Origin of the sequence: Streptomyces sp. NPDC021622, from assembly GCF_040640795.1 — a bacterium.
In the GTDB taxonomy this organism is placed as follows: Bacteria; Actinomycetota; Actinomycetes; order Streptomycetales; family Streptomycetaceae; genus Streptomyces.
In genome coordinates, this window is record NZ_JBFACK010000003.1 from 558,759 (window position 1) to 577,835 (window position 19,077).

The 19,077-nt window shown below is 69.7% G+C and carries 22 protein-coding genes; 9 read left to right on the forward strand and 13 right to left on the reverse strand.

Annotation, left to right across the window (positions count from 1 at the left end; translation table 11 throughout):
* Positions 1-57: 57 nt before the first annotated feature.
* The 6 genes from AB0G47_RS09975 to AB0G47_RS10000 form a co-directional block, all read right to left on the reverse strand.
* Positions 58-339 (reverse strand): HU family DNA-binding protein, encoded by a 282-nt coding sequence (locus tag AB0G47_RS09975; RefSeq protein WP_030680681.1) that lies wholly within the window; start codon positions 337-339, stop codon positions 58-60.
* A 295-nt stretch (positions 340-634) separates the two neighbouring features.
* Entirely contained in the window at positions 635-2,068 is a 1,434-nt protein-coding gene (locus AB0G47_RS09980) for an NAD-dependent malic enzyme (protein ID WP_360766275.1), read from the reverse strand.
* A 390-nt stretch (positions 2,069-2,458) separates the two neighbouring features.
* On the reverse strand, positions 2,459-4,903 hold the full coding sequence (locus tag AB0G47_RS09985) for a UvrD-helicase domain-containing protein (RefSeq protein ID WP_360766278.1): 2,445 nt from the start codon (positions 4,901-4,903) through the stop codon (positions 2,459-2,461).
* 103 nt (positions 4,904-5,006) lie between these two features.
* Positions 5,007-5,816, reverse strand: a complete 810-nt coding sequence (locus AB0G47_RS09990; RefSeq protein WP_360766279.1) for a zf-HC2 domain-containing protein — start codon at positions 5,814-5,816, stop codon at positions 5,007-5,009.
* On the reverse strand, positions 5,813-6,394 hold the full coding sequence (locus AB0G47_RS09995) for a sigma-70 family RNA polymerase sigma factor (RefSeq protein WP_135334888.1): 582 nt from the start codon (positions 6,392-6,394) through the stop codon (positions 5,813-5,815). The genes AB0G47_RS09990 and AB0G47_RS09995 overlap by 4 nt, the downstream gene beginning before the upstream one ends.
* Positions 6,395-6,547: 153 nt before the next feature.
* A complete protein-coding gene (locus tag AB0G47_RS10000; protein ID WP_360766283.1) occupies positions 6,548-7,135 on the reverse strand; it encodes a CGNR zinc finger domain-containing protein in 588 nt (195 codons plus the stop codon).
* Between the two features lie 123 nt (positions 7,136-7,258).
* Here AB0G47_RS10000 and AB0G47_RS10005 point away from each other — a divergent pair, with 123 nt between their 5' ends.
* Positions 7,259-7,498 (forward strand): hypothetical protein, encoded by a 240-nt coding sequence (locus tag AB0G47_RS10005; protein ID WP_360766286.1) that lies wholly within the window; start codon positions 7,259-7,261, stop codon positions 7,496-7,498.
* On the forward strand, positions 7,492-7,890 hold the full coding sequence (locus AB0G47_RS10010) for a type II toxin-antitoxin system VapC family toxin (protein ID WP_360766289.1): 399 nt from the start codon (positions 7,492-7,494) through the stop codon (positions 7,888-7,890). The genes AB0G47_RS10005 and AB0G47_RS10010 overlap by 7 nt, the downstream gene beginning before the upstream one ends.
* A 10-nt stretch (positions 7,891-7,900) precedes the next feature.
* Here the strand turns inward: AB0G47_RS10010 and AB0G47_RS10015 are convergent, their stop codons facing one another.
* The 3 genes from AB0G47_RS10015 to AB0G47_RS10025 form a co-directional block, all read right to left on the reverse strand.
* Complete coding sequence (locus AB0G47_RS10015; protein ID WP_360766292.1) at positions 7,901-9,040, reverse strand: uroporphyrinogen-III synthase; 1,140 nt, start codon at positions 9,038-9,040, stop codon at positions 7,901-7,903.
* A 158-nt stretch (positions 9,041-9,198) separates the two neighbouring features.
* Entirely contained in the window at positions 9,199-10,539 is a 1,341-nt protein-coding gene (locus AB0G47_RS10020) for a nitrate/nitrite transporter (RefSeq protein WP_360766296.1), read from the reverse strand.
* A 212-nt stretch (positions 10,540-10,751) separates the two neighbouring features.
* A complete protein-coding gene (locus AB0G47_RS10025; RefSeq protein ID WP_360766299.1) occupies positions 10,752-11,576 on the reverse strand; it encodes a hypothetical protein in 825 nt (274 codons plus the stop codon).
* A gap of 211 nt (positions 11,577-11,787) precedes the next feature.
* Between AB0G47_RS10025 and AB0G47_RS10030 the strand changes: the two genes are divergently transcribed.
* Positions 11,788-12,258: a cupin domain-containing protein gene (locus AB0G47_RS10030; RefSeq protein WP_360766303.1), complete on the forward strand. Its 471-nt coding sequence runs from the start codon at positions 11,788-11,790 to the stop codon at positions 12,256-12,258.
* Between the two features lie 62 nt (positions 12,259-12,320).
* Here the strand turns inward: AB0G47_RS10030 and AB0G47_RS10035 are convergent, their stop codons facing one another.
* On the reverse strand, positions 12,321-12,935 hold the full coding sequence (locus AB0G47_RS10035) for an alpha/beta hydrolase (RefSeq protein ID WP_360766306.1): 615 nt from the start codon (positions 12,933-12,935) through the stop codon (positions 12,321-12,323).
* Positions 12,936-12,985: 50 nt separating this feature from the next.
* Here AB0G47_RS10035 and AB0G47_RS10040 point away from each other — a divergent pair, with 50 nt between their 5' ends.
* Positions 12,986-13,987 (forward strand): LysR family transcriptional regulator, encoded by a 1,002-nt coding sequence (locus AB0G47_RS10040; RefSeq protein ID WP_360766309.1) that lies wholly within the window; start codon positions 12,986-12,988, stop codon positions 13,985-13,987.
* Here AB0G47_RS10040 and AB0G47_RS10045 read toward each other — a convergent pair.
* Complete coding sequence (locus AB0G47_RS10045) at positions 13,909-14,379, reverse strand: ATP-binding protein (protein ID WP_360766312.1); 471 nt, start codon at positions 14,377-14,379, stop codon at positions 13,909-13,911. The two genes, AB0G47_RS10040 and AB0G47_RS10045, sit on opposite strands and share 79 nt — an antisense overlap.
* 241 nt (positions 14,380-14,620) lie before the next feature.
* Here AB0G47_RS10045 and AB0G47_RS10050 point away from each other — a divergent pair, with 241 nt between their 5' ends.
* From AB0G47_RS10050 to AB0G47_RS10060, 3 genes are read left to right on the forward strand one after another with little or no spacing between them, the layout of a single operon-like run.
* Positions 14,621-15,472 carry a helix-turn-helix transcriptional regulator gene (locus AB0G47_RS10050; RefSeq protein ID WP_360766315.1) on the forward strand — a complete coding sequence of 284 codons (852 nt, stop codon included), beginning with the start codon at positions 14,621-14,623 and terminating at the stop codon, positions 15,470-15,472.
* 15 nt (positions 15,473-15,487) lie between these two features.
* A complete protein-coding gene (locus AB0G47_RS10055; protein ID WP_360766318.1) occupies positions 15,488-15,679 on the forward strand; it encodes a DUF397 domain-containing protein in 192 nt (63 codons plus the stop codon).
* A 9-nt stretch (positions 15,680-15,688) separates the two neighbouring features.
* Positions 15,689-15,874, forward strand: a complete 186-nt coding sequence (locus AB0G47_RS10060; RefSeq protein ID WP_360766321.1) for a DUF397 domain-containing protein — start codon at positions 15,689-15,691, stop codon at positions 15,872-15,874.
* 25 nt (positions 15,875-15,899) lie between these two features.
* Here AB0G47_RS10060 and AB0G47_RS10065 read toward each other — a convergent pair whose 3' ends face one another.
* A complete protein-coding gene (locus AB0G47_RS10065) occupies positions 15,900-16,466 on the reverse strand; it encodes a MarR family transcriptional regulator (RefSeq protein WP_360766323.1) in 567 nt (188 codons plus the stop codon).
* Positions 16,467-16,620: 154 nt separating this feature from the next.
* Here AB0G47_RS10065 and AB0G47_RS10070 point away from each other — a divergent pair, with 154 nt between their 5' ends.
* Together AB0G47_RS10070 and AB0G47_RS10075 are read left to right on the forward strand one after the other, a co-directional pair.
* Positions 16,621-17,562: an EamA family transporter gene (locus AB0G47_RS10070; protein WP_360766326.1), complete on the forward strand. Its 942-nt coding sequence runs from the start codon at positions 16,621-16,623 to the stop codon at positions 17,560-17,562.
* A 37-nt stretch (positions 17,563-17,599) separates the two neighbouring features.
* Positions 17,600-18,247: an NAD(P)H-binding protein gene (locus tag AB0G47_RS10075; RefSeq protein ID WP_360766329.1), complete on the forward strand. Its 648-nt coding sequence runs from the start codon at positions 17,600-17,602 to the stop codon at positions 18,245-18,247.
* Here AB0G47_RS10075 and AB0G47_RS10080 read toward each other — a convergent pair.
* Complete coding sequence (locus AB0G47_RS10080) at positions 18,231-18,992, reverse strand: hypothetical protein (RefSeq protein ID WP_360766332.1); 762 nt, start codon at positions 18,990-18,992, stop codon at positions 18,231-18,233. The genes AB0G47_RS10075 and AB0G47_RS10080 overlap by 17 nt on opposite strands.
* Positions 18,993-19,077: the final 85 nt, after the last annotated feature.

Sequence of the window (19,077 nt, forward strand, 5' to 3'; positions counted from 1 at the left end):
ACGTACGCAGAAGGGGCGGTCACCCAGTGGGTGACCGCCCCTTCTAGCTGCTTGAGGCTACTTGCCCTTCGCGGCTTCCTTGAGCTTGCTGCCCGCGGAAACCTTGACGCTGAAGCCGGCCGGGATGTTGATCGGCTCGCCGGTCTGCGGGTTCCGGGCGGTGCGAGCGGCACGGTGGGTGCGCTCGAAGGTCAGGAAGCCGGGGATGGTGACCTTCTCGTCGCCCTTGGCAACGATCTCGCCGACGGTCTCGGCGAACGCCGCCAGCACGGCGTCGGCGTCCTTGCGGGTCACCTCGGCGCGGTCGGCCAGCGCGGCCACCAGCTCACTGCGGTTCATGTTTGTACTCCCGTGTTCTTCTTGCCGTTGAGGCGTGCCACGCGGCGGGGCCGCATGATGGGCACAGCGAAGCCGATGCTGCCAGGGTCCTCGGTCAGGCCCCGGACCCGGGTCCGTCATCCAGACCCTCGCGCCCAGAAAGGCATCCTGCCCCCACCTGCGGCGGGAAAGCCAATCCGGGGCCCGTGGGGGTCACCGAAAAGCTTCACCGCCCCTGGGAAGGTGGCAGTCGGGGGCGCGCTTCCACGCCACCCTAGAGGGCCTTTGAGGGCCCTGCGTTCCGCGACGCGCCGTACTACTGGGCCGTGGCGCCTGTCACAGCCTCGCCCGCGGCCTTCGCCGCCGCGCGCACGGCATCGGCCACCGCGCCCGCGACCTTGTCGTTGAAGACGCTGGGGATGATGTAGTTCGGGTTGAGCTCGTCCTCGGCGACGACGTCCGCGAGAGCGCCCGCCGCCGCCAGCATCATCTCCGTGTTGACGGTGCGCGACTGGGCGTCGAGCAGACCGCGGAAGACACCGGGGAAGACCAGGACGTTGTTGATCTGGTTCGGGAAGTCCGAGCGTCCGGTGGCCACAACTGCCGCCGTCTGGCGGGCGATTGCGGGCTCGACCTCGGGGTCCGGGTTCGCGAGCGCGAACACGATGGCGTCGTCGGCCATGGCCGCGACGTCGTCGCCGTTCAGGACGTTCGGAGCCGATACGCCGATGAAGACGTCGGCGTCGACGACCGCTTCCTTGAGGGTGCCGCGGGCGCCCTCGGGGTTGGTGTTGTCGGCGATCCAGCGCAGCGGCGAGTCCGGCGCGGCGTCCACGAGGTCCTCGCGGTCGGCGTGCACGACGCCGTGGATGTCGGCGACGACGGCGTGCTTGACGCCCGCCGCGATGAGCAGCTTGAGGATGGCCGTACCGGCCGCGCCCGCGCCGGACATGACGACGCGTACGTCGCCGATTCCCTTGCCGACCACGCGAAGTGCGTTGGTCAGCGCGGCGAGCACGACGATCGCGGTGCCGTGCTGGTCGTCGTGGAAGACGGGGATGTCGAGGGCCTCGCGCAGGCGGGCCTCGATCTCGAAGCAGCGCGGCGCGGAGATGTCCTCGAGGTTGATGCCCGCGAAGCCGGGGGCGATGGCCTTGACGATCTCGACGATGGCGTCGGTGTCCTGGGTGTCCAGGCAGAGCGGCCAGGCGTCGATGCCGGCGAAGCGCTTGAAGAGGGCCGCCTTGCCCTCCATGACGGGGAGCGCGGCTTTCGGGCCGATGTTCCCCAGGCCAAGAACAGCTGAACCGTCCGTTACGACCGCAACGGAGTTGCGCTTGATGGTGAGGCGGCGCGCGTCCTCGGGGTTCTCGGCGATCGCCATGCACACGCGGGCCACGCCCGGCGTATAGATCATGGAGAGGTCGTCACGGTTGCGGATGGGGTGCTTCGACTGCATCTCGATCTTGCCGCCGAGGTGCATCAGGAACGTACGGTCGGAGACCTTGCCGAGGGTGACGCCCTCGATGGTGCGCAGCTGCTCGACGATCTCGTCGGCGTGCGTCGTGGAGGTCGCCGCGATCGTGACGTCGATCCGGAGCGCCTCATGACCGGAGGCCGTGACGTCGAGGCCGGTCACCGAGCCTCCGTGGGACTCGACGGCCGTGGTGATCTGGGAGACCGCGGTGCCGCTCGCGGGCACCTCCAACCGGACCGTGTTCGAGTAGGAGACGCTGGGCGCCGTTGCCATGGCCGACTTCCTCTGCTTTCACCGTGTAGCTCTTGCCGTCCGATCGTCGCACCTACCACTGAGTACGTGGTAGCCGCCCCGGATTGCGAACGTTTCGTTCACGAGGTTTTCGGAAACTTGTTTCCACCATACGAGAAGTTGCGAGGCGTCGGTAGGGGGAAGGAGCAACAGGGTGCGGGAAACGGAAAGAGGTCCTCGTCACTGGGTGACGAGGACCTCTCCTACGTAAATGACACCGACCCGCCATGCTCGCCTCGCGGCAAGTGGTCGCTCGTAGCGACGAAGGTTGGGCCCGGGGGCTTGGATCGGGCCGGTGCCACATCAACGGTAACAAACGATCCCCGTAAGGCAATTCCCGTCCCGACAAGTCCCTGAAGTCATCCTCTGAAGTCAGTCTCGGAGCAGGTCGGGGACCCCGTCCGCGTCCGGCTCGTCGCGCTCGCCCGACAGGACCGTCAGCTGCTGGGTCGCGCGCGTCAGCGCCACGTACAGCACCCGCAGGCCCGCCGGGGACTCGTCCGCGATCTCCGCGGGCGAGACGACGACCGTCGCGTCGTACTCCAGACCTTTGGCCTCCAGGCTGCCGAGCGCGACCACCCGTTCGCCGAGCCCGGCGAGCCAGCGCGCCGCCTGCTCGCGCCGGTTCATCGCCACGACGACGCCCACCGTGCCGTCGACCTGGTCGAGCAGCCGCGCCGCCTCGTCCCGCACGGACCTGCCGAGGTCTTTGTCGCGTACGACGGCGAACCGTGGCTCCACACCGGTGGACCGGACGGCCGAAGGCGACTCGGAGCCCGGCATCGCGAGCGCGAGGACCTTGGCGGCGAGTTCGGCGATCTCGGCGGGGTTGCGGTAGTTGACGGTGAGCGTGAAGCGGCGGCGCGGGCGGGTGCCGAGCGCCTCGTCACGGGCCTCGGCCGCCTCGTCCGGGTCGGACCAGGAGGACTGCGCCGGGTCGCCGACGACCGTCCACGTGGCGTGCCGGCCGCGGCGGCCCACCATCCGCCACTGCATGGGGGTGAGGTCCTGCGCCTCGTCGACGATGACGTGCGCGTACTCGGTGCGCTCGGCCGCGAGCCGCTCGGCGCGCTCCCACTGCGTCTCCTCGCGCTGCGGCATCAGTTCGTCGAGGCCTGTCAGCTGGTCGAGGGGGTCGAGCTCCTTCTTCTTGCGGGGCCTGTGCGGCGTACCGAGAATCGCCTGGAGCTCGTCGAGGAGCGCCACGTCGTGCACCGAGAGCTCGTCGCGCCTGAGGGAGCGGGCGACCTTGCGGACCTCGCCGGGGTTCAGGACGCGGCGGGCCCAGCGGCCGAGGCGCCGCTCGTCGCTCATCGCGGAGAGCACCGCGCGCGGGGTGAGTTCGGGCCACCAGGCGTCCAGGAAGCGGATGAAGTCGTCCTCGGACGTGATGTCGTCGTCGAAGGACGAGCGGAGTTCGGCGGCGAGCTCCGGGTCGCTGTGCCGGCCCGCGGAGCCGGACTGGGACCAGAGGGCGTCCAGGAGGAGTTTTCTCGCGCGGGGGCGGAGGAGGTTGACGGGTGCCGTGCCGCTCAGGGCTGCGCGGCGGATGCGGGTCAGCTGGTCGGCCTGCAGCTCCAGGCGGCGGCCGAAGGCGACCACCCGGAGGCGGGTGGGCGTCTCGGCGGGGGCCCTGCCCCCGGTCTCTTCCTCCTCGCCGAAGGTGAGCTGCTCCGGCTCGGTGGGGGTGTTCGCCGTTCCAGTCTGCTGGTCCGCTTTCTTTGGGTCGGGATCCGCCCCAGCGGAACGACTGCCCACAGCTGGAGCGGCTTGAGGGGAACGCCTGCCCACAGCGGTGGCGGCTGTGCCTTCCAGCGCGCCCCGCGCCGCCCTCCGCAGGACATGCAGCATCCGCGAAGAGCCCTTGACCCTTGCCACCGCCGGGGAGTCGTAGACCGTGGCCTCCGCGCCCGGCTCGTCGGCCAGGGAGCCCACCGCGCGGATCGCGACCTGGCCCTCCTCGCCGAGCGACGGAAGGACTCCCTCCGTGTACGCCACGAGCAGCGGGGTCGGCGAGACGATGAGGATGCCGCCCGCGTACCTGCGGCGGTCCTGGTAGAGGAGGTACGCCGCGCGGTGCAGCGCCACGGCGGTCTTGCCCGTGCCGGGGCCGCCCTCGACGTACGTCACCGATGCGGCGGGCGCGCGGATCACCATGTCCTGCTCGGCCTGGATCGACGCCACGATGTCCCGCATCGTGTGGCTGCGGGCCTGGCCGAGCGCCGCCATCAGGGCGCCGTCGCCGATGACGGGCAGCGTCTCGCCCTTCAGGGTCGCCGTGAGCTCGGGACGCATCAGGTCGTCCTCGACGCCGAGGACCTGGCGGCCCTTGGAGCGGATGACCCGACGGCGTACGACACGGCCCGGGTCGACCGGCGTCGAGCGGTAGAACGGCGCGGCGGCCGGGGCGCGCCAGTCGATGACGAGCGGGGAGTAGTCCGCGTCCAGGACGCCGATGCGGCCGATGTGCAGGGTCTCGGCGATCTCGGCGGTGTTGTCAGCGGAGACCGCGTCCTCGGCCGGCTCGACCGACGTGTAGGCGCCGTCCGGGCCCTTCTTGCCGTCCTTGCCGAGCAGCAGGTCGATGCGCCCGAAGAGGAAGTCCTCGAACTCGTTGTTGAGCCGGTTGAGATGGACGCCCGCGCGGAAGACCTGCGCGTCCCGCTCGGCAAGCGCGCCCGGCGTGCCGACCTGGGAGCGCTTGGCCGCGTCGTTCATCAGGAACTCGGCCTCGTGGATCTTCTCCTCGAGACGCCGGTAGACCTGGTCGAGATGTTCCTGTTCGACGCTGATCTCGCGGTCGCGTACGTCGGCCACCGAGGCCCCTTTCCTGCGTGCAGCTGCCCTACCGAGCAGCCGTCTACCGTACGCGAAAGGGGGCTCCTATGTGCACTTCTCCTGCGCGACGATCACGCGTCGACTACGCGTCCACCTCCACCAGACGCTTGCCGTCGAAGGTGGTCACCTCGAAGTGGTCGATGTCGTTCCGGTCCATCGCGGCGCCCCCGTGGACGTACAGCGGATTGCGCGCCCACTTGTTCGAGCTGTCCTCGATGCCGTAGCCCCACTTCGGGACGGACCAGGTGGTGACCGTCTCCTTCTCGCCGTCCTTGCCGACCGCGATCAGCGAGCACTTGAGCGGGCCCTTCACGTTCTTCAGCTCAAGGACCGTGTGCGTGCCCCAGGCCTTCTTCTCCGTGCCGACGGTGGCGCTGACCTTGGTCGTCGGGTCGGTGGCCTTGATCTTGTCGTCCATGTGGTTGAAGAAGGCGTCCTCGGCGGGGCTCGTGGGGTGCGGATCGCCCGCCACGTCCTTCGTGCCGCCGCCGTCGTCGCTCACCGCGAGGACCGTGAGCGGACCGCCGATGATCAGCGCGGCGGCGGCCGCCACCAGGTAGAAGCCGCGCCTGCGCTTCTGCTCGCGCTTGAGAGCGACCTCGTCCACGAGCCGGTCCGCGAGGCGCGGACTCGGCCGGGCGGCGAGCTGCTCGCCGATCTCCGGTACGGGGCGTACGCCGCGGGCGCCGGGGAAGTCGGCGAGCGCGGCCAGCATCGGCTCCATGCCGGAGAACTCCTCCAGCTGGCGCGCGCAGTACTCGCAGCCCGCGAGATGCGCCTCGAAGGCGGTCGCCTCCGCGTCGTCCAGGATGCCGAGGGCGTAGGCACCGACGGTCTCGTGCACATCGGGAGCGCCGTGCCCGCCTGCCGACTCGTACGGGAACTCGTTCATGCCGTCACCCCCCGCTCCTCCAGCGCAAGCTTCATCGAGCGCAGCGCGTAGAACACCCGCGAACGCACCGTCCCACTGGGTATACCCAGCGTCTCAGCCGCCTCATTGACCGTACGCCCTTTGAAGTAGGTCTCGACAAGTACCTCCCGATGTGCGGGAGTCAGGTCCTCGAGAGCGTCCGAGAGAGTCATCAGCCACAGCGCCTTATCGATCTCGTCCTCCGCGGGGATGACCTCCAGCGGTGAGGGATCGACCTCCTGCGGCCGGGCCTGCCGGCTGCGGTGGCCATCGATGACGATGCGCCGGGCGACCGTCACCAGCCAGGGGCGTACCGAACCGGTCGCTCGGTTGAGCTGACCGGCGTTCTTCCAGGCACGGATGAGCGTTTCCTGTACGACATCTTCGGCGCGCTGCCGGTCTCCCGCCACAAGTCGGAGCACATAGGCGAGAAGAGGACCCGCGTGCTCGCGGTAGAGCGCGCGCATCAACTCCTCGTCGGGTCCACCACGTTGGACCAGGCGATGTCGGTGCGGTCGCCCCTGCGGGCGCTCATCGGCCACGGCGGAATCCTTGCGCACGTCTGCCTCCGGTGTCCGCACTTCGTCGGGCTCGTCTTGACTGGCTCACCCGGGATGTACGTACGGAGTGGTGCGGGTGTTCAACCGCGTGGCGAACTTTTCTGATCACGCCTTCGCGAGGCCTTCGGATCACGGCGTGGACGGAGTTTCGGATCACGCCCTCGCCAGCGCCGCCCTGCGCCGGTGTCTGGCCACCCGCTCGCGGTTGCCGCACACCTCGCTCGAGCACCAGCGGCGGCGCCGCCCGCGTGACGTGTCCAGATACACGATGGGGCAGTTGTCGCCCTCGCACTGGCGGAGGAGGGCGCGCGCCTCGGGGTCGGTGAGCAGGTCGACGGTGTCGCGGGCGACCGCCGCGAGGAGTGCCGCGCAGCCCGGGTCGCCGTTCAGTACGCGGGCGAGGGAGCCGTCGGGGCGCCGGATCGCGCGGGCGGACGGCGGGGCCGCCGCGGCGAACGCGTTGACCCGGGCGAGCGCGCCGTCGGCGGACCGCCCCTCCAGCTCGCCGCGCACCAACTGCCCGATGTGGCCGCGCAGTTCACGGAAGGCGATGAGCCATCCTGGGCCCGCGCCCGGCAGCGCCGTACGCTCCGGGACGAGCCCGGCGCCCGCGAGCCAGGCGCGCAGCCGGTCCACCGAGTCGAGCCGCTCCGTCGGATGGGTCGTCGCCACGAGATCCAGACAGCTCCGCCCGGAGTCGAATCGCAGCTCGTACGTGGCCGGGTCCATGCCCAACGCCATGCGCCTGTCACCGCCTTGTGGGGTTACCGGTGAGTGCTCCCCCTACAGTGCCTCGCCGCGGGCGGGCACGGAACCCGGCGTACCAGGTTGCGCCGCAACAATGCGCGCATGCATACTGCATGCATGGTGGCTCTGCAGATTCGCGACGTGCCGGACGAGGTCCGCGACATACTGGCCGACCGCGCACAGGAGCTGGGGCAGTCGCTCCAGGCGTATCTCCTGTCCCTCGTCACGGACGAGGCGGCGCGGGCGAACAACATCGCCCTGCTCCGCACCTTCGAGAACCGCACCGACGGCGCGGACGGCACCATGGAGCAGACCGTGGCGGAGATCGCCGCCGCCAGGACAGAGCGTGTGTGGTGATCGTCGTCGATGCCTCCACCCTCACGGAGGCGCTGACGGGCGACGGCCCCGCGGGGAAGTCGGCGCGCGCCCGGCTGATGCGTGACAACCACTGGGCGGCCCCGGAGCATCTCGTCGTCGAGACGTTCCACGCGGTGCGCGGGCGCCTCCTGGGCGGGAAGATCACTCAGGAGCGCGCGGACGCGGCGGTGGCCTCCTTGGCGGGGGCCGCCATCGAGACCGTGCAGGTACAGCGACTTCTGCCGCGCATGTGGGAACTGCGGCAGAACGTATCCGGCTATGACGCCGCGTACATCGCGGCGGCCGAGGCCTTCGCCTGCCCCCTCGTCACCGGTGACGCCCGCCTCAGCCGCTGCAAGATCGCGCGTTGCACGATCGAGGTCATCGGCTGACCGCGCCGCCTCAGTCGGCGTACTTGGACCCGGCGGCCGGATCCAGCGCGAGCCGGTAGCCGCGCTTGACGACCGTCTGGACCAGCTTCGGGGCGCCGAGCGCGGTACGCAGCCTGGCCATCGCCGTCTCCACCGCGTGCTCGTCGCGCCCGGCACCGGGCAGCGCCCGAAGCAGTTCGGCGCGGCCGACCACCCACCCCGGGCGGCGGGACAGCGCCCGCAGCAGCGACATGCCGGCCGGCGGCACCGGACGCAGCTCGTCGTCGACCAGGACCGCATGGCCGCGGATCTCTATGCGGTGCCCCGCGATGGGCAACGTACGGGCGCGGGAAGGCAGTTCCTGGCACAGGACCTGTACGAGGGGGCCGAGCCGGAAGCGCTCGGGCTGCACGGTGTCGACTCCGCGCGCCTGCAGCGGCAGTGCGGTGACCGGACCGACGCAGGCGGGCAGCACGTCGTGCTGGAGGGCGGCGAAGAGCTCGATGGACATGCCCCGCTCCTCGGCGCGGGCAAGGAGCGACGCGGCGGCGGGCGCGCTGGTGAAGGTCAGGGCGTCGACGCCGCGGGCGACGGTGGCGTCGAGCAGCCGGTCGACGGGCCCGAGGTCCTCCGGCGGCATCCACCGGTAGACGGGCACCCCGACGACGTCCGCTCCCGCGGCCCGCAGGGACTCCACGAAGCCGGGCAGCGGTTCGCCGTGCAGCTGGAGCGCGATGCGCCGCCCGGCAACGCCCTCCCCGAGCAGCCGGTCGAGCACCTCCGCCATGGACTCGGACGAGGGCGACCACTCCTCCGTGAGCCCGGCGGCGCGGATGGCGCCTTTCACCTTGGGCCCGCGGGCGAGCAGCTCGACCCCGCGCAGACACCGCAGCAGCGCGTCGCCGAAGCCCCACCCGTCGGCGGCCTCGACCCACCCGCGGAACCCGATGGCGGTGGTGGCGACAACGACATCGGGAGCGTGGTCGATCAGCTCCTTGGTGGCGGAGAGCAGCTCGCTGTCGTCGGCGAGCGGGACGATGCGCAGCGCGGGGGCGTGCAGGACGGTGGCGCCGCGCCGCTGGAGCAGCGCGCCGAGCTCGTCGGCGCGCCGGGCGGCGGTGACGCCGACGGTGAATCCGGCGAGGGGGCCGTTCTGCTGGCTCGCGTGCATGGCTGCTCTCGTCCCGCTAGTACTGCATGGTGTGGTGCTCCGTGCTCCGGAGCCGCTTCGCATCCGGTCCGGGGTTGGACGAGCCTGCCAAGGGCCCGTGACAACCCCGGATCACCACGATGTCGTACGTGTTACGCCAGGCTACGACCAAGCTTCGCTCAGACTTCCGCGTACGTGAGCTGGGGCTTTGCCTCGGCGTGCGGCTCGGCCGCCTCGGGGGCCGCGGTGCGGCGAAGGTATACGGCCCACGTGACGCAGAAGCACGCCGCGTAGAAGGCCAGGAAGGCGACGAAGGCGCCGGTCCCCGACCCCACGGTCTGGAAGGACTGCCGGAAGGCGAGGTTGATCCCGAGCCCGCCGAGCGCGCCGACGGCTCCGATGAGCCCCATCGAGGCGCCGGAGAGCCGCCGCCCGTAAGCCGCGGCTGCTTCCCCCTCGAGCCCCTTCTGGAGGGCCTTGGCCTGGAAGATGCCCGGGATCATCTTGTACGTGGACCCGTTCCCGAGCCCCGTGAGCACGAAGAGCGCGATGAACGCGCCGGTGAAGAGGGCGAGGGACTCCTGCATGGAGGCGATGACGATGACGCCGGTGGCCGCGCCCATCCCGACGAAGTTCCACAGGGTGATGCGGGCACCGCCGTACTTGTCGGCGAGCCAGCCGCCCAGCGGCCGGATCAGCGAGCCGAGCAGCGGCCCGATGAAGGTGATGGAGGCGGCCTGCAGCGGCGTACGCCCGAACTGGGTCTGCAGCACCAACCCGAACGCGAAGCTGTACCCGATGAAGGATCCGAAGGTCCCGATGTACAGGAAGGCCATGATCCAGGTGTGCGGATCGCGTACGGCTTCCTTGGCGGCCCCGGTGTCGTTCTTCACGGTCGCGAGGTTGTCCATGAAGAGCGCGGCACAGACGGCGGAGACGAGAATGAAGGGGATGTAGATCCCGAGCAGCACGCGCGGTCCGCCGTTGGCGCCGATGACGGCGAGCGCGGCGAGCTGCACGACGGGCACGCCGATGTTGCCGCCGCCGGCATTGAGCCCGAGCGCCCACCCCTTCTTCCTCAGGGGGAAGAAGGAGTTGATGTTGGTCATGCTGGAGGCGAAGTTGCCGCCGCCGACTCCGGTGAGCAGCGCACACACCATGAAGGTGGTGTAGGAGGTACCGGGCTCCATGACGATGAAGGCGGCTGTCGTCGGGACGAGGAGCGCGCTGGCCGCGATGATCGTCCAGTTGCGCCCGCCGAAGCGGGCGACGGCGAAGGTGTACGGGACGCGGACGACGGCCCCGACGAGGGTCGCCATCGACACCAGGAAGAACTTCCCGGCAGGGTCGATCCCGTACTCGGGCCCCATGAAGAGCACCATCACGGACCACAGGGTCCAGATGGAGAAGCCGATGTGCTCGGAGAGGATCGAGAACACCAGATTCCGCCGGGCGACCCGCTCGCCTTCCTCCTCCCAGAATGTGTCGTCTTCCGGGTCCCACCGCTGAATCCATGACATGACAGGCCTCCGCATCTCCCACACCTAGGGCTGATGGCCTCGAAGGTAGGGAGACCGGGTTTCAGCCCTGTGCCATGCGGTGACCGGCGGGGAACGTTGCTCTCACGTGGCGGTGGGGTGGGCGGTGAGGGGGCTTTCGCGGGGTGCCTGTGTCTGGGTGAGGGGGCTTTCGCGGGGAGCCTGTGTCCGGATGTGAGGCCTGGAGGCCTGGATCAGCCGACCCAGGGCAGGACGTCGGTCCCGCCCTTGTCCCACTTCATCGTCACCTCGTCGTCGGCTTGCGTGAGGTTCGCGGCGATGAACTTGGCGTCGTCGCCGGTGCCGCACTTGAGCGCGATACGGAAACCGGTGCCCTGCGCCTGGCCGAGCCCCATGCACAGACCCTTGCCTCCGGCATCGATGTACGACACCGAGTTCTTGCCCTTGCCCTCGCCGGAGGTGAGCTTGGCGCCGATGGTGAGCGTCTTGTTCTCGTCGTTCTGCCACTGCCCCTCGAAGCCGGTGTCCCCGGCGGGCCGGGTCGGCTCTTCTTCTTCGAGGGGGTCTTCGGTGGCGGGGTCTTCGCTGGGGGCCTCGGTGACGGGGCCCTCCGTGGCCGGGTCCTCGGAGGGCTCCGCCGATTCGGCGGGCGGCTCCGAGGGGCCGGCCGAGACGCTCTTGTCGGCCTTGGGCTTCTGATCGCCGTCGTCGCTGTCACCGCTGGTGGCGAGGAAGATGCCGCCGCCGATGAGGGCGGCGACGACGACTGCGGAGCCGATGACGATGCCGAGCTTCTTCTTGCCGGGGGCGCCGCCGGGCGGAGGGGGCGGCGGGTAGCTGGCGTATTGGGGGTCGGGGCGGCCGTAGGGGGCGCTCTGCGGGGGCTGGCCGTAGGGGCTGGCCTGCGGGGGCTGGCCGTAGGGCGGGTGAGCGGGCGGCGGCGGGGGCGGGGGCGGCGGTGCGCCGTAAGGACCGGTGGGCGGTCCCGGTACGGGCGACTCGGGCTCCTGCGGGGGGCCGAAACCGTCCTGCGGCGGCTGGCCGGGAGGCTGGGTCATATAGGTATGGGTCCCCTCGCTGTCCGGCCCCGGAACAGAGCCCGACGGAGACCCCTGCCCCCGCCCTCCCCCAACATCCACCACGGGCATCGACGGCACAAGCCCGTCCAAGGGGACGGGGAAACATGGAACGGGACAGTCCGCACGCGTATCGTGAAATGGGGCCGATTTAGTTCGGAGGGCGGTGCGCCCAGTGATCGAGCATCGGATATTGGGTCCAGAAGACGGCGAGCTCTATGAACCGGAGCCGGCACGCGGGGACCGTTTCCTGATCAACGGCCGCGATCAGGGCGGCCGCTTCGCACTCGTCGAGCATCGCCTGCCACCAAAGGTCCTCGCGGCCCCGGTGCACAAGCACACCCGCGAGGACGAGTTCAGCTTCATCCTCGAGGGGTCGGTCGGCGCGAGGTTCGGCGACGAGGAAGAAGTCGTGGCAAGTCCCGGCGATCTCGTGTTCAAGCCGCGCGGCGAGTGGCACACGTTCTGGAACGCGGGCGACACCCCGGCCCGGCTGCTGGAGATCATCTCTCCAGGAGGCCTGGAGGAACTGTTCCGGTGGCTCGACCAGCTGACCGAGGAATTGAGCCCGGAGGCTTTGCAGGAGAAGGCGGAGCTCTACGGCGGCTCGACGGACATCGAAGCGACGATGGCCCTGGTCAAGAAGCACGGCCTCATCTTCTAAGGCTCGCAGCCCTTCTAAGGCTCGCAGCCTTCCTAAGGCTTGCAGCCCTTCAGACCCCGCTCTCACGGGGTACGCGCGGACACCCGCACCCCCGGATCAAGACACCACTCCAGGACCGACGGCCAAGCTCCGTACCCCGCGTCCAGATCCAGATGCCCACCACCCGGTACGACATCGGTGTCGAGCCCGAGCGGCACGCCGTACCGCGCGGCGGCACCGCCGGGACAGTAGGGATCGTCATCGGCGGCCACGAGCCGGACCGCACCGGCAGCCCTCGCGACCTGCGCGGCGGTGACCTCGGGCCCGCCGAACCCGGCGACTTCCTCGTACCGCGCAAGCACGTCGCCGGAGGGCGGCGCGACCAACAACACCCGATCAGCCCGGCCCCCGCCACGGGCCACGGCGTGCAACCACAACAGAACGCCAAGACTGTGACAGACGACGACCTGCCCGCCATCGAGAAGCCCCTGAAGCCGCCCCAGCCACACCTCAAGATCCGGCTCATCGGGATCCGGAAGCTGCGGATAGGCCACGCGAGCGCCACAGGCGGCGAGTTCACCCGCCAGCCACCGCTGCCAATGCCCTTCGGGCCGGTGGTTCTGCCACCCGTGGAGGATCAAAAAGGAGGAGTGGGAGGCGGGAGTCACGGAGGCCGGAGTCACGGGGGTCGGAGCCATGACAGCGATCGTCGACGCACCGACCCACCAGGTCCAGTTAATGTTTCTGGATGGAACAGGTAAGCGGCACCTTCACGATAGACCTGCGCCGCCTAAGCGCCCTGCGTGAACTGGACCGCAGGGGCAGCCTGGCGAAAACCGCGGAGGCAATGCACCTGACCCCCTCGGCGGTGTCCCAGCAACTGACCGCGCTCTCCCGCGAATTGGGCGTACCTCTGATCGAGCGCCAGGGCCGCGGCGTCAGACTCACAGGCCAGGCACGGGTGGTACTGCAGCACGCGGACGCAATAGCGGCGCAGCTGGAGCGCGCCCGGGCCGAACTCGCCGCGTGGGGCCAGGGCCGACGGGGCGCCCTGACGATCGGCGCGTTCTCGAGCGCAATCTCAGGCCTGCTGCCGGCAGCGATGACAACCCTGTCCTCAACCCACCCCCACATATCGATCTCAGTCGTAGAAGCCGAACCCCCGGACCTCTTCACGCGCCTGGACGCGGGCGAGATCGACATAGCGGTGGCAGTGGACTTCGCACAAGCACCCCCGTTCACGGACCGCCGCTACACCCGGACCCCCCTCCTGACGGACATCCTGGACATAGCCCTGCCGGCCAAGCACCGCCTGGCGCATCTCCCCCGCATCCCCCTGCGCGAGTTGGCCGCCGACCCCTGGATAGTCGGAGACGCCCGGAGCTGCTGCGGCGCGGTGACCCGTTCGGTCTGCGCGGCGGGAGGCTTCACCCCGGAGATCCGTCACGCGGTGAACGACTGGCAGTCCCTGGCGGCGCTGGTGGAAGCAGGCGCGGGCGTAGCCCTGATCCCCCGCCTCCTCCAACCCCTGCACCGCCCCGGCCTGACCCTCCGCACCCCCGAAGGCGAACCCCCCGCCCGCCACGTCTTCGCGGCGATCCGCACGGGCGCGGAGCAGGACCCGCTGCTGAGGGCGACCTTGACCCACCTGACCCAGGCGGCAGCCACCTTTCAGGCGACAGCTCCCGCGCACTCCGCCCCCGCCCTCACCTCGAACCACAACAACTTCCCTCCACTGCCGAAGAGTTGATCTCCGAGCGGCCACCCGCCCCAAGCATCAGCACACTGCCGTACGAGGAAGAGCCCGCGCCCACCGTCGGAGTCGGTCGGCGGCACGGGAGCCCCGAAGGCACCAGGAGGCTTGTCGAAGGGAGCGGGAATGAGCGGACTGCTGTCCCACACCCCGACACGAAGCCGCCCGGCCCGCACGGACCGCAACCGCAGCGAGGCGGGACCTTTCGTATGCCGATAGGCGTTGGTCACCATCTCGGACGCCAAGAGCTCGGCCACGTCGAGCAGTTCACTCATCCCGTGCCCGGTGAGCGCGGCACGCAGAGTCATGCGGGCGACGCGGGGTGCTCGTGGATCGTGGGGCAGGTGAAGCGCGTACGACCAGCCTTGGGGCGGGACTACGGTGAGCATGAGTACCTCCTGGAGGGGCGGGACTTGGCTCACTCGGCGGCCGCAACTCAGCGGTGGCAGTACTGCAAGAATTTGCTGGGCATGCAGTGCTCTTCCGGCTTATGAGCCACGGCAGTTGGAGTGAGGTGAGATTCACCGTAGCCCCAGGAATGGCCTATATTCCATCGTCAGACAGAAAGGGAGGCCATCACCACTCCTGTGAGTGACACAGCCCCTCCTGTCAGACCCTGAAGGGAGTCCGATGCCGCCCAGCAAGTCACCCACCCTGCGGCAGCAGCGACTAGGCGCCGAGCTGCGGAAACTACGGGAGCGCGCAGGCCTCTCCACGGTCCAGGCAGCAGCCCTGCTGGGCGTCAACCAGTCGCGGATCAGCAACATCGAGGCAGGTCGGTACGCCGTGGGCGCCGAGCGCGTGCGGACCATCGCCCGCAACTACGCCTGCGCAGAGGAGCCATTGATCGACGCCCTCGTCGGCATGACGGGTGGGCGCACTCGCGGCTGGTGGGAGGAGTACCGCGAGCAACTCCCGAACGCCGCACTCGACCTCGTCGAGCTGGAACATCACGCCTCAGCCCTGCGCGTGGCCCAAGCGCTCCACATCCCCGGGCTGCTGCAGACCACCCAACACGCTCGCGCCCTCTTCGGCGACGCGGTCCCCTCTCTCCTGCCGCACGAGATCGAGCACCGGCTCTCCTACCGCATCAAGCGCCAGGCCGTGTTGTACGGGGACGAGCCACTCGCTTACACCGCACTCATCCACGAGGCGGCGCTGCACATGTGTGTGGGGGGTCCAGACATCGCGTCCGAGCAGCTCTCCCACCTCGCCGAGATGAGCGAACGCGACAACATCACGATCCTCGTCATCCCTTTCGGGCGGGGTGCTTTCCCCGGCTCAGGGCAAGGTGTCGACTACGCGTACGGCCCTATTGCCCAACTCGACACAGTGCAGCTCGACACCGACCATGGCAGCGAATTCCTGGACGCAGCCGCCCAGTTGGAACGCTACACAATCGTCTTGGACCGACTCGAGAAGCTCGCGTTGCCCGCCGAGGAATCCCGCCACCTCATCCAGCACACAGCCCACGACGCCTGAAGGGACCACACCCTTATGCCCGCCCCGCACACACTCGCCTGGCAGAAGTCCTCGTACAGCTCCGAGGCCTCCTCCTGCGTCTACATAGCCGCAACCCCGGACGGCACCATCCACCTCCGCGAAAGCGACATCCCAGACGTCATCCTGACCACCACCCCGGACCGCCTCCGCACCCTCATACGCACCCTCAAGACGACCCGACACTGAGGCTGCCCCATGCCCGAACTGCGTTGGCAGAAGTCGACCCACAGCCCCGACGGGTCCAACTGCGTCTACATAGCCGCCACCGCCGAAGGCACAATCCGCCTCCGCGAAAGCGACGACGACCCGGACGTCACCCTCACAACAACCCCCGACCGCCTCCACGCCCTGATACGCACCCTCAAGGCAACCCCCAACTAGCCCCCCGGCAGCGGGGACACCCCGCTCACCCCAAGTGCGTATCCCCGAGCGAGATCAACAACCGCCGCAACACCCCATCCAGCACCCGGCAGTCATCAGCCGACAACGCCCCCAACATCCGCTCCTCGTTGGCGACATGATCCACCACCGCCCGGTCGACCAACTCCAGCCCCGCCTCCGTCAGCCGCACACGAATCGCCCGGCGGTCGGCCGGATCAGGGTGGCGTTCGATCAAGCCCTTGCGTTCCAGCTTGTCCAGGCGGTTGGTGATCGCGCCTGATGTCACCATCGCGGACTTCAGGAGGCCGCCCGCCGTCAGTTCGTGAGGGGCGCCCACCCGGCGGAGGGTCGCCAGGACGTCGAACTCGGCGAACTCCAGGCCGTGTTCAGCGAAGATCGGTTTCATGCCTTTGCTCAGCAGGTGGTCCGCCCGCTTGATGCGGCCCACCAGGGCCATCGCGTCCAGGCCCGCGGCCGCCATGTCCGGGCGCTCGCGGCGCCACTGAGCCCGCAGCTCGTCGATGGCGTCGGTGGCGTCGGCGTCCGCCGCCTCGGGCCGTCGGTCCGTCTCCGTCTCCTGCTCAGCCGCCACGGCTGGCTCCTTCCTCGTCACCGAAGCCCCGGATCCGTCCACGCCTGCCGTCCACATATCTCAACGTTCAGATACTTGACGTTCGCAGACCCTGGGGTCCATATTTATCTCAACGTTGAGAATAACAGCGTTCAGGGGAAACGAGGGAACCGCTATGCCCACCACCGCCAGGACCATCAGCACCGCCACCACCACCCCCACCGGCAGCGCCGCCCGCGGGCCCCGCACCTCCGCCCTCGCCGCCGCGGGCCTCGCCGCCATCGGCCCCGCCACCTGGGGCACCACCTACGTCACGACCACCGAGCTGCTGCCCCCGGACCGCCCGCTGCTCGCCGCGGCGCTCCGCGCGCTGCCCGCCGGGCTCATCCTGCTCGCGCTCACCCGGCGGCTGCCCACCGGCGACTGGTGGTGGAAGGCCGGCGTCCTCGGCCTGCTCAACTTCGGGGCGTTCTTCCCGCTCCTCTTCTTCGGCGCCTACCACCTCCCCGGCGGCGTCGCCTCGACCATCAGCGCCGTCATGCCGCTGCTGGTCGCGGGATTCGGGATCGGGGTTCTGAAGGTACGGCCCACGCGTCGGACCCTCGCCGCCGGGCTCGTCGGAGTCGCGGGCGTCGCCCTCCTCGTACTGCGGGGCAACGCATCCGTCGACCTCGCGGGAATCGTGGCCATGCTGGTCGCCACGACGCTGATGGCCCTCGCCGTCGTACTGAGCAAGCGGTGGGGACGCCCGGAAGGCGTATCGCTGCTCGCCCTCACCGGGTGGCAACTGACCGCCGGTGGCTTGGTGTTGGCGCCCATCGCTCTCACCGCCGAAGGACTCCCCGACCACTTCACCGGCGCCAACCTCGCCGGCTACGCCTACCTCGGCATCATCGGCACCGCCATCGCCTACGCCCTCTGGTTCCGCGGCATCGAGCGCCTCCCCGCCTCGTCCGTGTCGTTCCTCGGACTCACCAACCCCGTCGTCGCCACCCTTGCCGGGCTGGTCCTGCTCGGGCAGACCCTCACCCTCTGGCAGGTGGGCGGGCTCGTCCTCGTCGTGGCGAGCGTCCTGGTCGGGCAGGGCCGCCGCAGCTCGGCCCGGCGACACCGGTAACCCCACCATCAAACCCACCACCCAAGGAGCAGTCCCCATGCGCATCACCGTCTTCGGAGCAGCCGGAAACGTCGGCAGCCGCGTCGTCACCGAGGCCCTCACCCGCGGCCACGAAGTCACCGCCGTCGTCCGCGACGCCGCCCGCTTCGGCGAGCTGCACCCGGGTGCCACCCACCGCACCGGCGACGCCCAAGTCCCCGAGCAGATCGCCGAGTTGAGCGCCGGCCAGGACCTCGTGGTGAACGCCACCAGACCCGCCCCCGGCCGCGAACCCGAACACGCCGCCATCAGCCGGGCGTTGCTCGCAGGACTCGCCAACATCAACGGCGTACGCCTGATGATCGTCGGCGGGGCCGGCAGCCTCACCGTGCCGGGCAAGGAAGGCGTCCTGGCGATCGACGACCCCGCCTACGTCCCCACCGCCTGGCGGCACATTGCCCTCGCCTCCAACGATCAGTACGACGCCGTACGCACCGCCGACACCGAGGTCGACTGGACGTATCTGAGCCCGTCCGCCCTGCTCGAGCCGGGCATCCGCACCGGCGTCTTCCGGCTCGGCACGGATGAGCTCATCGTCGACGCCGAAGGCAACTCCTCCCTCTCCATGGAGGACTTGGCGGTGGCGCTCCTGGACGAGGCCGAACTCCCCAAGCACCGGCGCACTCGCTTCACCGCCGGGTACTGAACGGCACAGAGCCCTCGGCCGCAGCCGCATGGTCAACCGCCGCGGCGGCCAGCGCCCGGATGATCGGGTGGGGCCGGGTGCCGTCGCCCGCGAGCTCGGGCTGGAACAAGGTGGCGAGGAAGAACGGGTGGTCCGGCAGCTCGGCCATACGCACGTCGCCCGCCTCGTCGACGCCGCTGAAGCGCAGCCCGTGCGCACGCAGCACATTCAGATAGGCCGGGCTGAGGCCATACGAGCAGTGGTACCGCTCGACAGTCCGCTCAGCGCCAAGGACATGCTCCGCCAACGAGCCTGCCACCACCTCGACCACGCCTTCGTGCCCGACCAGGGAGCAGGCCAGGGGGACGACGAGCAAGTCGTCCCCCTCCGGTCGGTTCTCCGCGTGGTCAACACCGGAGAGCCCGCACACGCCGCGCGCGAACTCCAGGAGCGCGTGCTGGAAACCACCACACGTGCCGAGGAACGGGATCCCCTGCTCACGCGCGGTGCGGGCCGCCGCGATCGCTCCGGCTTCGCTGCGATACGGACTTCCGGGCACAAGCCAAATGGCATCGAACCCGGTGAGGGCGTCGGCGGCTTCCGCGTCCTGGGTCGGGATCCAGTACGCGTCCAGGACCAGCTGGTCGCGCTGGGCCAGCGCGTCGAGAAGACCGGGGATACGAGTGTGGGCCCGCACGCCGGGCGAGCGGTCACCCACCAGCGCGAGGCGGGCTGTCGAAATGTTCACGTTCACGGGCTCAGGCATGCGAACATCCTGCCCCGGCAGGCGAGTTCAGCACCAACGATGATCCGTGACCCTCCCATTAGCAATACTGATGGCAATACTGATG

Excerpts from the sequence above, each read along its gene's own strand:
- AB0G47_RS09975 (WP_030680681.1), bottom strand. The coding sequence starts at position 339 with ATGAACCGCAGTGAGCTGGTGGCCGCGCTGGCCGACCGCGCCGAGGTG.
- AB0G47_RS09980 (WP_360766275.1), bottom strand. The coding sequence starts at position 2,068 with ATGGCAACGGCGCCCAGCGTCTCCTACTCGAACACGGTCCGGTTGGAG.
- AB0G47_RS09990 (WP_360766279.1), bottom strand. The coding sequence starts at position 5,816 with ATGAACGAGTTCCCGTACGAGTCGGCAGGCGGGCACGGCGCTCCCGAT.
- AB0G47_RS10000 (WP_360766283.1), bottom strand. The coding sequence starts at position 7,135 with ATGGCGTTGGGCATGGACCCGGCCACGTACGAGCTGCGATTCGACTCC.
- AB0G47_RS10005 (WP_360766286.1), top strand. The coding sequence starts at position 7,259 with ATGGTGGCTCTGCAGATTCGCGACGTGCCGGACGAGGTCCGCGACATA.
- AB0G47_RS10015 (WP_360766292.1), bottom strand. The coding sequence starts at position 9,040 with ATGCACGCGAGCCAGCAGAACGGCCCCCTCGCCGGATTCACCGTCGGC.
- AB0G47_RS10020 (WP_360766296.1), bottom strand. The coding sequence starts at position 10,539 with ATGTCATGGATTCAGCGGTGGGACCCGGAAGACGACACATTCTGGGAG.
- AB0G47_RS10025 (WP_360766299.1), bottom strand. The coding sequence starts at position 11,576 with ATGACCCAGCCTCCCGGCCAGCCGCCGCAGGACGGTTTCGGCCCCCCG.
- AB0G47_RS10035 (WP_360766306.1), bottom strand. The coding sequence starts at position 12,935 with ATGGCTCCGACCCCCGTGACTCCGGCCTCCGTGACTCCCGCCTCCCAC.
- AB0G47_RS10040 (WP_360766309.1), top strand. The coding sequence starts at position 12,986 with ATGGAACAGGTAAGCGGCACCTTCACGATAGACCTGCGCCGCCTAAGC.
- AB0G47_RS10045 (WP_360766312.1), bottom strand. The coding sequence starts at position 14,379 with ATGCTCACCGTAGTCCCGCCCCAAGGCTGGTCGTACGCGCTTCACCTG.
- AB0G47_RS10050 (WP_360766315.1), top strand. The coding sequence starts at position 14,621 with ATGCCGCCCAGCAAGTCACCCACCCTGCGGCAGCAGCGACTAGGCGCC.
- AB0G47_RS10055 (WP_360766318.1), top strand. The coding sequence starts at position 15,488 with ATGCCCGCCCCGCACACACTCGCCTGGCAGAAGTCCTCGTACAGCTCC.
- AB0G47_RS10060 (WP_360766321.1), top strand. The coding sequence starts at position 15,689 with ATGCCCGAACTGCGTTGGCAGAAGTCGACCCACAGCCCCGACGGGTCC.
- AB0G47_RS10070 (WP_360766326.1), top strand. The coding sequence starts at position 16,621 with ATGCCCACCACCGCCAGGACCATCAGCACCGCCACCACCACCCCCACC.
- AB0G47_RS10075 (WP_360766329.1), top strand. The coding sequence starts at position 17,600 with ATGCGCATCACCGTCTTCGGAGCAGCCGGAAACGTCGGCAGCCGCGTC.
- AB0G47_RS10080 (WP_360766332.1), bottom strand. The coding sequence starts at position 18,992 with ATGCCTGAGCCCGTGAACGTGAACATTTCGACAGCCCGCCTCGCGCTG.